The 13,216-nt window shown below is 37.6% G+C and carries 18 protein-coding genes; 5 read left to right on the forward strand and 13 right to left on the reverse strand.

What is annotated here, in order from left to right; all coding sequences use genetic code 11:
* Window positions 1-140: 140 nt before the first annotated feature.
* The gene (locus B3297_RS18470) at window positions 141-491 is read right to left on the reverse strand and encodes a GNAT family N-acetyltransferase (RefSeq protein WP_254667696.1); all 351 of its coding nucleotides are present in this window, start codon (window positions 489-491) and stop codon (window positions 141-143) included.
* Between the two features lie 343 nt (window positions 492-834).
* On the opposite strand from B3297_RS18470, the gene B3297_RS18475 reads away from it, so the two are divergent.
* Window positions 835-1,380, forward strand: coding sequence for a hypothetical protein (locus B3297_RS18475; RefSeq protein WP_070565414.1), 546 nt, complete (start codon window positions 835-837; stop codon window positions 1,378-1,380).
* 106 nt (window positions 1,381-1,486) lie between these two features.
* On the opposite strand, the gene B3297_RS18480 is transcribed toward B3297_RS18475, so the two are convergent.
* Window positions 1,487-1,690 (reverse strand): hypothetical protein, encoded by a 204-nt coding sequence (locus tag B3297_RS18480; protein ID WP_139144971.1) that lies wholly within the window; start codon window positions 1,688-1,690, stop codon window positions 1,487-1,489.
* A 285-nt stretch (window positions 1,691-1,975) separates the two neighbouring features.
* Between B3297_RS18480 and B3297_RS18485 the strand changes: the two genes are divergently transcribed.
* Complete coding sequence (locus B3297_RS18485; RefSeq protein ID WP_046674694.1) at window positions 1,976-2,176, forward strand: YqaE/Pmp3 family membrane protein; 201 nt, start codon at window positions 1,976-1,978, stop codon at window positions 2,174-2,176.
* Between the two features lie 34 nt (window positions 2,177-2,210).
* Here B3297_RS18485 and B3297_RS18490 read toward each other — a convergent pair whose 3' ends face one another.
* Both B3297_RS18490 and B3297_RS18495 read right to left on the reverse strand, forming a co-directional pair.
* Window positions 2,211-2,996 carry an alpha/beta fold hydrolase gene (locus tag B3297_RS18490; RefSeq protein ID WP_046674583.1) on the reverse strand — a complete coding sequence of 262 codons (786 nt, stop codon included), beginning with the start codon at window positions 2,994-2,996 and terminating at the stop codon, window positions 2,211-2,213.
* Between the two features lie 45 nt (window positions 2,997-3,041).
* Window positions 3,042-3,476: an SRPBCC domain-containing protein gene (locus B3297_RS18495; protein ID WP_070565417.1), complete on the reverse strand. Its 435-nt coding sequence runs from the start codon at window positions 3,474-3,476 to the stop codon at window positions 3,042-3,044.
* A gap of 303 nt (window positions 3,477-3,779) precedes the next feature.
* On the opposite strand from B3297_RS18495, the gene B3297_RS18500 reads away from it, so the two are divergent.
* Window positions 3,780-4,229 carry a hypothetical protein gene (locus tag B3297_RS18500; RefSeq protein ID WP_070565419.1) on the forward strand — a complete coding sequence of 150 codons (450 nt, stop codon included), beginning with the start codon at window positions 3,780-3,782 and terminating at the stop codon, window positions 4,227-4,229.
* A gap of 1 nt (window position 4,230) precedes the next feature.
* Here the strand turns inward: B3297_RS18500 and B3297_RS18505 are convergent, their stop codons facing one another.
* The 7 genes from B3297_RS18505 to B3297_RS18535 form a co-directional block, all read right to left on the reverse strand.
* A complete protein-coding gene (locus B3297_RS18505; protein WP_070565421.1) occupies window positions 4,231-4,677 on the reverse strand; it encodes a hypothetical protein in 447 nt (148 codons plus the stop codon).
* A gap of 91 nt (window positions 4,678-4,768) precedes the next feature.
* The gene (locus B3297_RS18510) at window positions 4,769-5,143 is read right to left on the reverse strand and encodes a hypothetical protein (RefSeq protein WP_139144972.1); all 375 of its coding nucleotides are present in this window, start codon (window positions 5,141-5,143) and stop codon (window positions 4,769-4,771) included.
* 138 nt (window positions 5,144-5,281) lie between these two features.
* Complete coding sequence (locus tag B3297_RS18515) at window positions 5,282-5,479, reverse strand: hypothetical protein (protein ID WP_070565425.1); 198 nt, start codon at window positions 5,477-5,479, stop codon at window positions 5,282-5,284.
* A 1-nt stretch (window position 5,480) separates the two neighbouring features.
* Complete coding sequence (locus B3297_RS18520; protein WP_070565427.1) at window positions 5,481-6,218, reverse strand: DUF1266 domain-containing protein; 738 nt, start codon at window positions 6,216-6,218, stop codon at window positions 5,481-5,483.
* Between the two features lie 33 nt (window positions 6,219-6,251).
* Window positions 6,252-6,428 (reverse strand): hypothetical protein, encoded by a 177-nt coding sequence (locus tag B3297_RS18525; protein WP_217493527.1) that lies wholly within the window; start codon window positions 6,426-6,428, stop codon window positions 6,252-6,254.
* Between the two features lie 72 nt (window positions 6,429-6,500).
* Window positions 6,501-6,899, reverse strand: a complete 399-nt coding sequence (locus tag B3297_RS18530) for a hypothetical protein (protein WP_217493528.1) — start codon at window positions 6,897-6,899, stop codon at window positions 6,501-6,503.
* 715 nt (window positions 6,900-7,614) lie between these two features.
* On the reverse strand, window positions 7,615-7,968 hold the full coding sequence (locus B3297_RS18535) for an arsenate reductase family protein (RefSeq protein WP_070565675.1): 354 nt from the start codon (window positions 7,966-7,968) through the stop codon (window positions 7,615-7,617).
* 184 nt (window positions 7,969-8,152) lie between these two features.
* Here B3297_RS18535 and B3297_RS18540 point away from each other — a divergent pair, with 184 nt between their 5' ends.
* Window positions 8,153-9,061 (forward strand): helix-turn-helix domain-containing protein, encoded by a 909-nt coding sequence (locus B3297_RS18540; protein WP_070565429.1) that lies wholly within the window; start codon window positions 8,153-8,155, stop codon window positions 9,059-9,061.
* An 82-nt stretch (window positions 9,062-9,143) separates the two neighbouring features.
* Window positions 9,144-10,145, forward strand: a complete 1,002-nt coding sequence (locus tag B3297_RS18545; protein WP_070565431.1) for an aldo/keto reductase — start codon at window positions 9,144-9,146, stop codon at window positions 10,143-10,145.
* A gap of 127 nt (window positions 10,146-10,272) precedes the next feature.
* Here B3297_RS18545 and B3297_RS18550 read toward each other — a convergent pair whose 3' ends face one another.
* Window positions 10,273-12,009, reverse strand: coding sequence for a HAMP domain-containing sensor histidine kinase (locus B3297_RS18550; protein ID WP_070565433.1), 1,737 nt, complete (start codon window positions 12,007-12,009; stop codon window positions 10,273-10,275).
* Window positions 12,010-12,033: 24 nt separating this feature from the next.
* Window positions 12,034-13,155 (reverse strand): histidine kinase, encoded by a 1,122-nt coding sequence (locus B3297_RS18555; protein ID WP_070565435.1) that lies wholly within the window; start codon window positions 13,153-13,155, stop codon window positions 12,034-12,036.
* Between the last annotated feature and the right edge of the window lie 61 nt (window positions 13,156-13,216).

The raw sequence follows: 13,216 nt of genomic DNA on the forward strand, positions 1-13,216 counted from the left end.
ATGAAGTGATAGCACGGATTCAAAATCTTAATCCAGGCAGCAGTGCCCAATGGGGTAAAATGACTGTCGATGCCGTCTAATTAATCTCAGTTGCCAATTGGATCGCCAGGCGCTGGAGTGCACTGACGATCCAATTAAAGTTATCGCCACCAATGATAATAGTTATGCATGCCGTCGTATTCAAATCCACACCTCGGATAAAGACTATTACCGATAACATTTGTTTTCTCGGTCTCAAGCATCAGACCACAAGCTCCAGTCTCTTCACACCAAGCTTTACTTCGATCTATAAGCCGAACCGAAAGACCTTTACTCCGATGATCAGGATGCACAAATAGATCACTCAACAACCACTGCCGCTGCAATTTAGTATAATGAAACAATTTATAAAGCTGAACAAAACCAACCGTATGTTCGCCCTGAATTGCCAAAAAGATTTCTGACTCTCCGTTCAAAAATCGCTCCCTCAAAAATTCTTTGGCTTTTTCCAAATCCGATTCCTGTCTATAGAAATTCGATAAAGATTGAATAACGTTGCTGCTTGATCAAGATCCTCAAGACTTGCCTTTCTAATGTTATAATTCATTTCATTAAATAGTTTGATTTATAGTGTAAATGTATCCTAACTCTTTCGTATCAACCTCATCCAGATAGCAGATGTACAGTGGTCCAATCTTCGGTAGCATGGATTTCGATGCGACCAATAAACAAGTTCATAATAATTTCAAAAACAGACTTCATGCCCTTATAACTAATAGTTGTCGAATTATAAATGCTTCTGAACGAATTGTAATTCTTCGATGCAGTCAATTTATAAGGTCCCTATATTTAGATATGAAAAGGAGAAAATTAGCAGTTACAGACAGTGAAACCTTTATCAATTATTACCTACCAAATTGGCGATCCATTATCATTGGCAGTATTTTGATTTTAATGGGGATATCGACTTGTTTTATCGGTTATCATCCTCATAATTCACTTAAAGAGAATTTCAGCGCCATGGTACTTGACTTTAAAGACGTATTTCGCTTTTTAGTCTCATTATTTATGCTGTTACTCCACTTATCTTTTATTATCGGCGGCTTCCTTCTTCTAAAAAACAGCAGGAAAGTTATCCGAGCCCGGACAGATAAAAAAGGATTGTATTTTAAACGGATCGAAAAAAAGACCGGGAGTGTCTGGGCTTTGGCAGATTTGGATGTGCTGGTATTCGTGCCCTACATTCAAATCGTTAATATCCGCATTATTGAAAGCAATTGGTTGGGTCCGAGACTTGAGCTTGAGACTTTTCAAGGTAAAGAAACCCTGACCATGTTGAACGTATTAAGCCGAAAACAAAAAGAGCAAATTTGCCAAACCGTGAAAGAATTCGGCATTTAATAAGATTCACTGGTCCTTTTTTTTAAAGAAGAAAGTTTACTAAAATCAGGACAAACTGATCCTAGTAAACTTTTAATTTGATTTACTTGTTCGTATAATTTTATAATCAATCGTTGGGCAACAACTGATCGACATATTCTCTGATCTCTTGGGGTAACATCAGATAAACCGAGGTTTTCAGATTTGCTTTACTTGGTTCCCCATCGATGAAAATATTCTTAAATCCTTCATTGAGCCATTTCCCCTCATCTTCTAGATATCCATGATATTTGCTGTTTAAATTCTCAATAATATTATTATCGTTTCCCATGTTTTCCGTCATTTATTATATGTAATCTGCATCTAAAATATTCGACAGGGAAACATCAACTTTGGTGCCACTCCTCCTTAAAATTTTTAAATTTGGCTATCCAATAGCATGTTTTAAGTTTTCTTAACATTTACATAAGCTAACAGGGCAAAACCACTAAGCGTTATATATCAATACATTACAATTCTAAAAAAAACTACTTATTTTGCTTAAGTTGATATTATTTGCAATTTTTAGTAGTGAATACCGTAATTTTGTATTTTAATGTTTATAAACCTTTTACTTATGATACTAATAGCAGTTTTACTTCCTTGGTTATCGTTTTTTTTACGTGGTAAAATTCTAAGTGGCATTCTCTGTTTGATCCTTCAGATAACTATACTTGGTTGGATACCCGCAGCCATATGGGCGGTTGCATCGCGTGTTGACGGGAAAAATGAACAGCGCATGCGCAAATTGGAACGCAATATGCGTAATTACCGATAAATCATTAGGGCTCCGTTATTCGATAACCCGAACATCATTTAGATTCCAAAAATTGTTGTACTTGTTTTAATGTAAAATCAATCAGTTCAACGTTGACATCGCCATTAAAATCAGCCATCATATAGTTGCCATGATTTGCCGGTAGAATAAGTAATCGTGCAGCAGGAATCTGCTGTTGCATAGCAGCTAAATGTGTCGTTTTCACAACATCTTGGTCTCCGCCTAGCAAAAATACGGGGCAGGTCAAACGCGTTAAGGATTCGGCGTCAAAATCCTGAAAGTGTATCATGCGCTGGCTGTCTTTTTCATACATATTTCTAAACTTCTCTGGATCTGGGTTCAGCTTCATAAAATTCTCTTTCAGAAATGGCGGCATATCGTTAATAGTTGACGCTTCCATACTTTCAAAAAAACCATCCAGAAGCCCCTCTCTTTTGGTATTTCCAGATGCTGCTATCAGCTTTTCGACCTTGTCTGGATACATCGTCGCAAATTTCAAAAGGGTTGTCGCTCCATTACTAAAGCCAAAAAACGAAGCTTTTCCGATGGAAAGAAAATCTAGAACAGCCAAAATATCTTTGGCATCCTGCTCGAATGTTTCAGCTGAGGATCGATGATCGGATCTTCCATGATTTTGGAGATCTATCAAAATCAACTGATACTGATCATGCAACCTTTTTACAGTCTCCTCAAAATCCGAAAAACCGGAGGAGCCACCACCATGAATAAGAACGAGAGGTTTTCCTGTGCCAAATATTTCGTAGTAAAGTTTTATCCCGTTAGCAGGTGCATAACCGCTTTTCGATTCTATTTCACGCATAATTTATACTAAATGGTCTATATTTTTATCATTAGCAACACGCTTCTACAGCGATTTGTTTTCTATAAATTTTTTAAAACTTAACAAGACCCCATCGGTAAAAGACTGTTGCAGGTCCAAACTTGTAAACGGATCAGGGTCGAAAGTTTCGCGAATAATTGTATTGTTGTCAATCGCCTGAAATTCCACAATACACTTTCTTCCCCCACTGTTACTTTCAATAGACTCCATCCAAATAATCTCATCGTACACACCCACATAATCAAATCCTTCGCGACTATTTTTTTGCTCCATTCTAAAATTAAACATCCCTCCTTCCCTAAAATCGATACCAGCAGCCGGACAGTGCCAATCGTCAAATGGAATATTCCATTGCATAATGGCATCAGCATCATTCCAGTATTTCCAAACATCGGCTAGCTGCTTTTCAACTAAAATAACCGAAACCAATTTTTTTACAGGTTGATCTTTATGTTTCATAGGATGTTTTAAATGATAAGAATCCTTTTATCTATCTACACCGGTTTAAAATCATTCCGTTCAATGTACTGAGATAAAAGGCTACATTGAACGACATCACAATATTAATAAACTATACAGAAATTCGACTTGTCCTATGACAATATTGACCTACGCTACACATTTTTCTGCGATACTGTAGAGATACACTTTATAGCTAATTAAAGGAGGAAAATTTAACGTAGTGGGTCGATTAAAGAATAAACTGATGACTGTGGTATATTTATTGTACGAACCTCATGGAACATATAAAAACCGATTTAAATGAGAAAATTAGCATTTATAGCAATGAGTCTTGTTACTTTCACGGCCTGTAATAATACTCCCAAGAACAATGAATCCAAAGAAGCAGGTGATCAAAGCAAGGAAGAAGTAACCCCGTCAATCGGCGGCAACAAGGATGAGCACGGTTGTTTGGTCGCGGCAGGACAAACTTGGAGTGAGATCAAACAACGATGTATCCAGGTCTTTAATGTTGGCTTACGCCTAAATCCAACGGAGAAAGAAGAAGGAAAAGCTGTCATTAGTGCCTTTGTTGTCCTTAGCGAGGATAAATCAAAGGTAGAATTATTCATACCTGATGACAGTAAAAAAACCGTCATCCTAGATAAAGTTGAAAACGACATTTACCAAAAGGATAACTATAAATATGATGCTAAAAAATCAGCACTTTATGTAAATAATACGATTAAATACAAAGGTGATGTCGAATAGCCTAGAAAGATTGAACTATTGGCACAATTTGCACTAGATATGGCCCTGAATAATGATTCCCTATCATTTTATTCTCATTCACAGTAATATGATATTGGCCAATATCTTTAAATCTATAGGTAAACTCTTTGCCAAAAGGGCCATCAGAAGAACCATCGGGCAGAAAAAGCTGACTAATTCGTACATTGGCTGTATCCATGGGAGTTTTTATTTTGATAAGAACCGAATCTGCCTGATGGACTGAAATGAAAATAGTATCTGTTTTCCCTGATACCATATTCATTTCCTTAGATCTTCCACCACCAAAAAAGGTTACGTTAGAAGGTAATTCTTGTGCCTTGTGATTAGATTCATTTGTACTGGATTGTGGTGGGCGCTGAGGAAATTGACAAGCTCCATAAATAAAAATTGCCAACACATTCATGATCAATAATCGTAATTTGCCCATAAACTTTTACTTAGGATAACAAAAGTTATTAGATTACGGTTTTAGTTACGACAACTTTTTCTGTACAAAACAAACGCTGAAATTGAATTTGTTACATCCTCCACAAACTCCATTTTGATTTGATTGCATGTGGATTTAGTTCCCGTATTTTTTGATAAAAAGCATAGAAATTCCTATTCCAGAGGGAATAGTTATGCGTAAAACTGAAAATGGACTGTCCCTTACTATCCAATTGAACGACGACTTGCCAGATATAGTGATTATTAATTTGAGTCGATGTCCTACGAAGCTCAATGATATCCACTAACCTAAAGGATCTACCTGCCCCGCCTCTTCGACCGACAGCGTAGAAATAATTTTCATCAAAAAAATAATCTTCGTCACTTAGCAGATTATCTTCTATACCAAATAAAAAGGGACGTGATGACAGTTTTCTTAATTTATCTGTCTCAAAATGATCATTCATTTCATAGCTTTTTTTAACACCGTATAAATATTTCTTAGCTACATTTTTCCTATAGACTTCTATCAACATGACAACGATCAACACACAACTGAGAACCAAAATGATGCCTTTAGAATTCATTTATTCCACAAAAAGAAATTAACTTCCACAAGTCAGATAGAACATCGGAATTCCCCCTTCATCTTTCTCGATAGCATCTAATCCTTCGAAATAGCTATGGTCACCGAGTTGTTTCTGAGCGATTTGTTGTTCAAATTGATACAGCAAATCCAAAGCTGTAAAATGTAGTGGATGTGAAGGCCACGTGAGACAACACTCAGACGGAATGATTACCATTCTACCATGCGATATTATTCCAAGGACTTCCTTTCTTTTCTTTAAGATACCCAATATACCTTTTCAAGTAAGATTTCCCAATTTTACTGTTTACACCAACTTGATCTTCTCCTTCCAGGAAATAATCGGAAAATTGCAACCAATCAATAAAATGCTTTCTCGCATATAGTGACAAACTCTTGAGAACATTTAATGCCACAGGTTTTGTTAAATATCCAACGTCCGTTGCGGATGTCGTAATATGACTCACTACAGCAACAACAAAGGCATTTACCCCTGATTTGGAGATATCCCAAATGGATGTATCAATTTTGCCGTTTTTTCCCTCCAATGCGGTCCCTGTCTTTTCTATCCCAAGTAACGTAAAGTATGAACTCAACATTTGAAGACAAGTTTCTCTATCCGTTATACCAAAATCTCTCTTTAGCAATTTGATAAAATCACTTCTATATTGATCAATTCTTGGATAATTACCAAATTGATATAAGTGAATCGGATAACTACCATCATCTCCGGTACTTCCGAATACCGTAAACCAATCCCCAAAAACAATCACTCTAAATGCGGCTCCTAGCGCATTACCAAACTGTTCTTCATAAGGAATATTCAGAAGTACAGTGTTATCAGATACTAAACTTCCCGCCCTTTTTTCCTCTTCGGCTTTCAAAGTAAGTTCATCTTTGGCTTCATTTACACCTTCCTTTGCCGCATTCAATAATTCTTTCAAAAATTTAAACATAACGGTATTGATATTAACTACTTAAAAGAAATCTTACTTACTATATTTTGGTACCAGCGCATAATCGTACGGGATTCTCATGGACAGCTCGCGTGCTTGCCAAATATCCCCTTCGGACGCCTGGTAGAAATCATAGGCATTTTTCAAGAAATTCTCGCCGTTTGGAGCTTCAACCCAATCTTTCTTCTCTCGATTGTAAAGTAAAATCATACAACTTACACAGCGATAATTACCTGCTGTTTTTGGGTTTTCAAAACAAGTTCCAACTTTAATATTAATCTTCTAATTGATTATCACATCGGTCAATTTACGATCTGTGAGATGAATTAATGCAATTTGTGCATCCTCATGATCGGGTCGTAACTTTGCTATTACTATTCGCCCAAAATCTGCCTTTTTAATTTTTTCGATTTCTAAAGCCCTAAATTCCGGCGATATGCGATTCGTATCGACCGGATATAGATCATCTTCGGCAGCCGTCACTTCTGTCGTCGTTACTTCGGTGGCTCCGGAAGCCAATAGCTGCTTATTTTTTTTGTAATTTTCCCATTCTGCTGCATCGTAGCTAACCCACTGCTGTATCTTATAGAGTAAGGTTTCCCTCTTGTTGACTTTTATAAAAAACGCTGCAATTAAAAATGAAACCAGCAATATGAACAGGATAATGAGGACTCTTTTCAAACTAAAAATATTTAATGAAGTATTTAAATCTGTAAAATCGTGAAAACATACCCCATGTTTTCATTGATCACCGTAAATCTGCACATAATTATTCACCCCTTAAATCTGCAACCCATATTAGGTCAAAACTTAGCGATATTTGTAGCTTAACAATCAATATTTGAAAACAACATGACAATTGTTAATTTCAAATATTTTAACCAATTAAATACAAGTAGACTGTATGATTTCCTTATTTACTAGAGTAGGTCATAGACATCAAGGATAAAACTGAAATACATTGATAGCAAATTGTATCTAATAACAGTTTTAAATCAATTTTTAGACAGTAGTCAATCATTGTTTATTCAGTCTACACTGAATGATCACTGAACAAGCACTGAGTAATCACTGAACAAGCACTGACTAAGCACTGTCGAAAGCTAGAATCCGAGTACTGTCTGATCTTTCCTTTGTTGCCCTTGAAAATGATAAGAAAAAAATGACCAGCATATTGCATCCGAATACGTCAGCAAGCCCTTGATTAAGTAAACATAACCATAGATAGCCTCTTTGACATCAATAAACTTAATTTGCTCAAATAATAGTCTGTTCAGATCACTGAAGATAAGTATGAGTTAGATCAGACAAATAGTTTAAAAAAAATATCGAACAAAGCTGTCAATATATTCATAAAATGCTTCATAAAAAAGAAGTTACAGGGATCAATCCAACTTTATTGTTTAGCCAGAATGAGCTTTACAACTTTTTCAATAGGTCGACCAATTACGGCTACACCATCCTTTACAACGATAGGTCGCTCAATTAAGACCGGATACGTTAACATCGCATCGATCCATTGCTCATCGGTCAAATGAAGATTTTGGAATTTTTCCTGAAAAACAGATTCTCCTTTTCTGATAAGTTCCAAAGGTTTTAAATTGAGTTGCCCCAATAATTCAATCAACTGGTCTCTGGTTGGAACATCATTTAAGTACTCCTGCACTTCTATATCCAGAGCTTGATGCTGTAGCACTTCCAATGCATTACAACTCTTGCTACAATTTTTATTATGATAAATTTTAATCATGGCCATAACATGTAAAGGGTATCTTTGTGATAAAGAAAAACAATTATTGGATAAGGCAAAAATACGAACAAGATCACAAACAGTTTAAATAAAATACCATTAGCTAACCAAAAATTGGAATTCATTTTTGAGAAACTGATCCATTTATGACCTAGGATTGTTTCACTTTTTTTAATTTAGTGATATGAAATCAGCCGAAAGTGTAACAGATTTTTACAAAAGGCAACCAGGTTTAACTAATTTGGATTTGCCGCTAAATAATACCGGAATTGGGCATTTCAATGTTTTCAGTAGAGAATCCTGTACCGTCGTATCTCCGTACAATCGCCGTGATTTTTATAAAACCTCCCTTATTATAGGGCGTGGAAAACTATATTACGCAGATAAGTGGATACAAATCGATAAACCGGCCATGTTATTTGCGAATCCGGTTGTCCCCTATGCTTGGGAACCGGAATCCTCAGAACAATCAGGATGGTATTGTATATTTACAGAGGAATTTATACAGCATAGTGAACGGATAGAAAGTCTAAAAGACTCCCCGCTGTTCAAGATAGGCAGCAATCCGATCTATTTTCCGGATGAAACACAATTAGCAGAAATTTCTGCAATCTTCCAGAAGATGGTAGTTGAAATGAACTCAAGCTACGTTCATAAAGATGATATGTTGCGAAGTTATCTACATCTTCTAATTCATGAAACCATGAAATCGAGTCCCGCAGCGAGTTTTGGATCTTATACCAACGCTTCAACCAGGGTATCGGGACTATTTCTTGAGCTGTTAGAAAGACAATTTCCAATCAATACCCTTCAGCTTAGCCTACAGTTGAAAAGCCCTGCAGATTATGCTCATGCGCTTTCGGTTCATATCAATCACCTCAACAGGTCGGTAAAAGAAGCCACAGGCAAAACCACCAGTACACACATTGCAAACCGTGTGGCCCAAGAAGCCAAAGCTTTGTTGTTGCATACCAATTGGAATATATCGGATATTGCCTACAGCCTAGGATTTGAATATCCTTCCTATTTCACCAATTTCTTCAAAAAGCAAACGGGGATGTCCCCAAACCAAGTCCGAAGCGGTACTGTTTGAATTGTATAACAATCTGTTTGATTGTCTTAACTCCCTTCGTTTATTCCATGTATACTTTTGTATTAAACAAAATATCATTATTATGAAATATAGAAATCTTGGAACAACAAATGAAAAACTCTCTGCGATTGGATTAGGTTGTATGGGAATGAGCTTTGCATACGGACCTACGGACGAGAAAGAGAGTATTGCTACATTGGAAAGAGCATTGGACCTAGGCATTAATTTTTGGGATACCGCAGATATGTACGGCAACGGTGCCAATGAGGAGCTTATTTCAAAAGTACTTGTTCCCAACCGTGACAAAGTTTTTATTGCAACAAAATTTGGGTTTCGCTTTAAAGATGAAGTAGCAGGTCCAAGTGGTACGGCAAACACCTACTTCGATGGCTCGCCCGAATGGATAAAATTAGCGGTGGAAAAAAGTTTAAAACGCCTTGGAATAGATACCATAGATCTTTATTATGCACATCGCGTAGATCCCAATATTCCCATCGAAGAGACCGTAGGCGCTATGGCGGAATTGGTTAAAGAAGGAAAAGTGAGGTATCTTGGCTTAAGCGAAGCATCCCCCGCCTCAATCATCAAAGCAAATGCCGTACACCCTATAGCTGCTTTACAGAGCGAATATTCGCTCCTTACACGCGATGTAGAAAAAGAAATCCAAAAGACTGTACGTCAATTGGGGATAAGTTTAATTCCTTATGCACCGCTAGCGCGTGGATTATTTTCAAATTCTTTAAATCTAGAAAATCTCGCTTCGGACGACTTTAGAAGAACCTTACCGCGTAATCAAGGCGAACATGCTTTGAACAATGCACAATTGGTCGCCGACTTCTCTCTACTGGCAAAAGATAAAAACTGTAGTCCTATACAGCTCGCTTTAGCGTGGGTACTGGCACAGGGAAATGACATCATTCCCATTCCAGGAACTAAAAAAAGAAAATACCTGGAAGAAAATGTGGGCGCCCTTGACATACAATTATCGAATGATGATTTAAAAACAATCGATGAAATACTCCATAAATACCCTAATATCGGAGCTCGATACAGCGAAGGTGCTATGGCTTTAGTTAACCATTAATCCATTTTTGAGATTATGAGTGGCTCGCCGGCACCACTTATAATCTCAAAAACTGTTCTCACCTTATCCAACTTTGTCGTGTTGTCATAATACACTATAGGAACAGATACGATCCGATTAGTATGTATTAATTATCGGGAATAGCAGTACGTAATGAAAAATAGAAAGAACTTCCTGCGCCATAATCACTTTCAACACCAATCTCGCCTCCTTGCGCTTCTATAAACTCTTTACTAATACTTAAACCAAGTCCTGTTCCACCTTTTTTGGACCCTGGTACACGGAAGTAGCGTGCAAATATTTTATCCAGATATTTAGGCTCGATCCCCTGCCCGCTGTCGGTAACGATAAATTTTGTTTTAAGTTCGTTATTTTCCACCCCTATACGAATGACCGAATCTTCATGCGAGTAACGTATCGCATTGGAAAGAAAATTGGTAAGAACCCAGGCAGTTTTCTCATTGTCAGCAAAGATAGCTTTCACTTTGGGATCTACCTCGATAACAAAGTGTATATTTTTTTGATTCGCAGCAAATTGATTCGCCATGATAGCATATTCAATAATAGGCTGTATTTCTGTCGTATGTAAGTTAATTTGGATGGAACCACTTTCAACCTGGGTCATATTTAACAGTTCACCGGTTATTTGAAGCAGTCGGTTAGAATCCTCTTTTATTCCGTTTAACAAGGTGAGCTGTTCGGTATTCAGATGGCCTATTTGTTCATTTTCCAGCAATTGAACCCCCATCTGAATCGCAGCAATAGGTGTTTTGAACTCGTGAGAAACGGTGCCGATAAAGTTTGTTTTTGCAAGATCAAGTTCCTTAAATGGCGTAATATTCTTTAGGATAACCACCTGCCCAATAAACTTTGATTCCAGTTCACCAGTCGGCAAAACATTGATATCGATAACATCTTTCTCAAAATAGCTTTCTCTATCGTCCGCATAAATTTTAACAGCATTCTTTTCACGTTGCTCCACGGGAAGGAACAGGTCTTTAAAAATATCTTTAGCAAGATCATTTTCATCTGAAACCGCCAAAGCAGATCTTCCGAGAAGTTGATCTTTATGTAGATTGGTGATGCGAAGCGCTTCCTCGTTGACAAAAATAACACGTCGCTCTTCGTCGAAGCCTATCACCGGATCATGCATATGATCCACAAGAGACTCGATTCGACTTTTTTCCTTTAAAATTTTTTCAAGTTTACTTTCAGCGTATTCTTCAAGTTTCTCTGCCATGGAATTGAATGAAGCGACGAGTTCAGCAAACTCACCTCCGCTCTGTACCTGAATTCGTTCTTTGTAGTTCTGTCCTGCAATCTGTCGAATACTCGCTGTCAATTTTGCTATGGGATCAGCTATATTGGACGGCAAATTGACCAGCAATATAAAAGCAATAATAAAACAGAGTGCCCCAGCAAATGAAATGACCAAAATTGCATGTTCTGCGGTGCGATCCGCAACAATACTCTTCCTAGAAATTGCCGTCATATTTTGCTCCATTAACAAAGCAATATCCTTTCTGATGGACGAGATGATAGTGATGTCTAAGGGCTTATATTTCAGTTTTAAAAAATGTTCAGCAATCGCGTTCGTTGTTTGTTGCTCTCCGACTTCAGTAACATTTCTCCGTTGTTTGTCAAGGTTGACCTCGAAGTTCTTAAAAGCAGTTTTTTCAACAGGAATTTCCTCCAAAGCCAATAACATATTCTTGGCATACAGCAGCGTGTTGTAATTTGCTGTCAATATATTTGCGGTATCCTTTTTTAACCGGTTTACATACCAGCCGCTTAAAGTGGCGAGTAGAAAGATCATGAGAAAAAGTGATCCTACACCAAAGGTAAGTTTCGTTTTTATTTTCATCTTATTCACAATTTACCTTTATCATTATGACAATATAATCAGGTCGATATCTTCGGTCGACAGTTGCGTCAGCAATTTGCTAAATGTATCCTTAGCAAGTAACATCCTTAAAAGAGATAATCGTGGTTTACCAATACAAACTGTGGTGATCTTGCGGAGCTCGCACAAAGCGATAATCTCTTTTGCCACACTATGACTTTCCACTTTGATAATTTCACCACCAAGTTCTGTCGCCAGCTTAAAGTTATTGATCAGGTGTCGCTGTTTATTTAAGGCTATCCGATCGCCACGCTCTTTTGGCAACTGTACATACAGCAGAAACCAACTGCTATTGTAATATCCTGCTAAGCGCGCTGTTTTTCTGATCACGTTTTTTGCTTTTATTTCATTGGAACTTATACAAGCCAGGAAACGCTCCTTTCGTACCCATCGTTGAGGTTGAACTTCGATCTCCACTTTACGTTGAACCTGGGAAGCCACTTCTTTCAACGCCATTTCCCGCAATTGCAAGATATGTTCGCTTTTAAAGAAGTTTTGAAGTGCTGCCTGAATTTTTGAAGCGTCATAGATCTTGCCCTCTTTTAGGCGGATGATAAGTTCTTCTGCAGTAAGGTCAATGTTAACGACTTCATCGGCGGAATCAATAACACTGTCAGGGACACGTTCTTGTACTTCAACCCCTGTAATCGCTTTAACCTCCTCGTTTAAACTCTCAATATGCTGGATATTTACAGCGCTGATCACATTAATCCCGGCTTCCAGAATCTCCATAACATCCTGCCACCTTTTGGTATTTTTGCTACCTTCAATATTGGTATGTGCCAGCTCATCGATAATGACTACCTCAGGATGTGAATTCAAAACAGCATAAAGATCCAGTTCCTCTAACTGTTTGCCTTTATAAAAAAGATGGCGTCGGGCTATAACGGGTAGACCATCCAGCAATTGATGGGTTTCCTTCCGATTATGTGTCTCAATATAGCCAATACGCACATCGATTCCTCCCTGTAAAAGTGTATGGGCATCCTGTAACATGCGGTAAGTTTTTCCGACGCCTGCACTCATGCCGATATAAAGTTTGAAGCGACCTCTTCTCGATTTTCGGATAAGGTCCAAAAAGTGTTCAGCGCTTTTCCTTTCTTCCATTTTTATTGCCTTTCATTTCAGAAAGTCCCTGCCGATCCAACACACGACAGGAACGATTGTT

Source organism: Sphingobacterium sp. UBA3519 (assembly GCF_002377215.1).
Classification (GTDB): Bacteria; Bacteroidota; Bacteroidia; order Sphingobacteriales; family Sphingobacteriaceae; genus Sphingobacterium; species Sphingobacterium multivorum.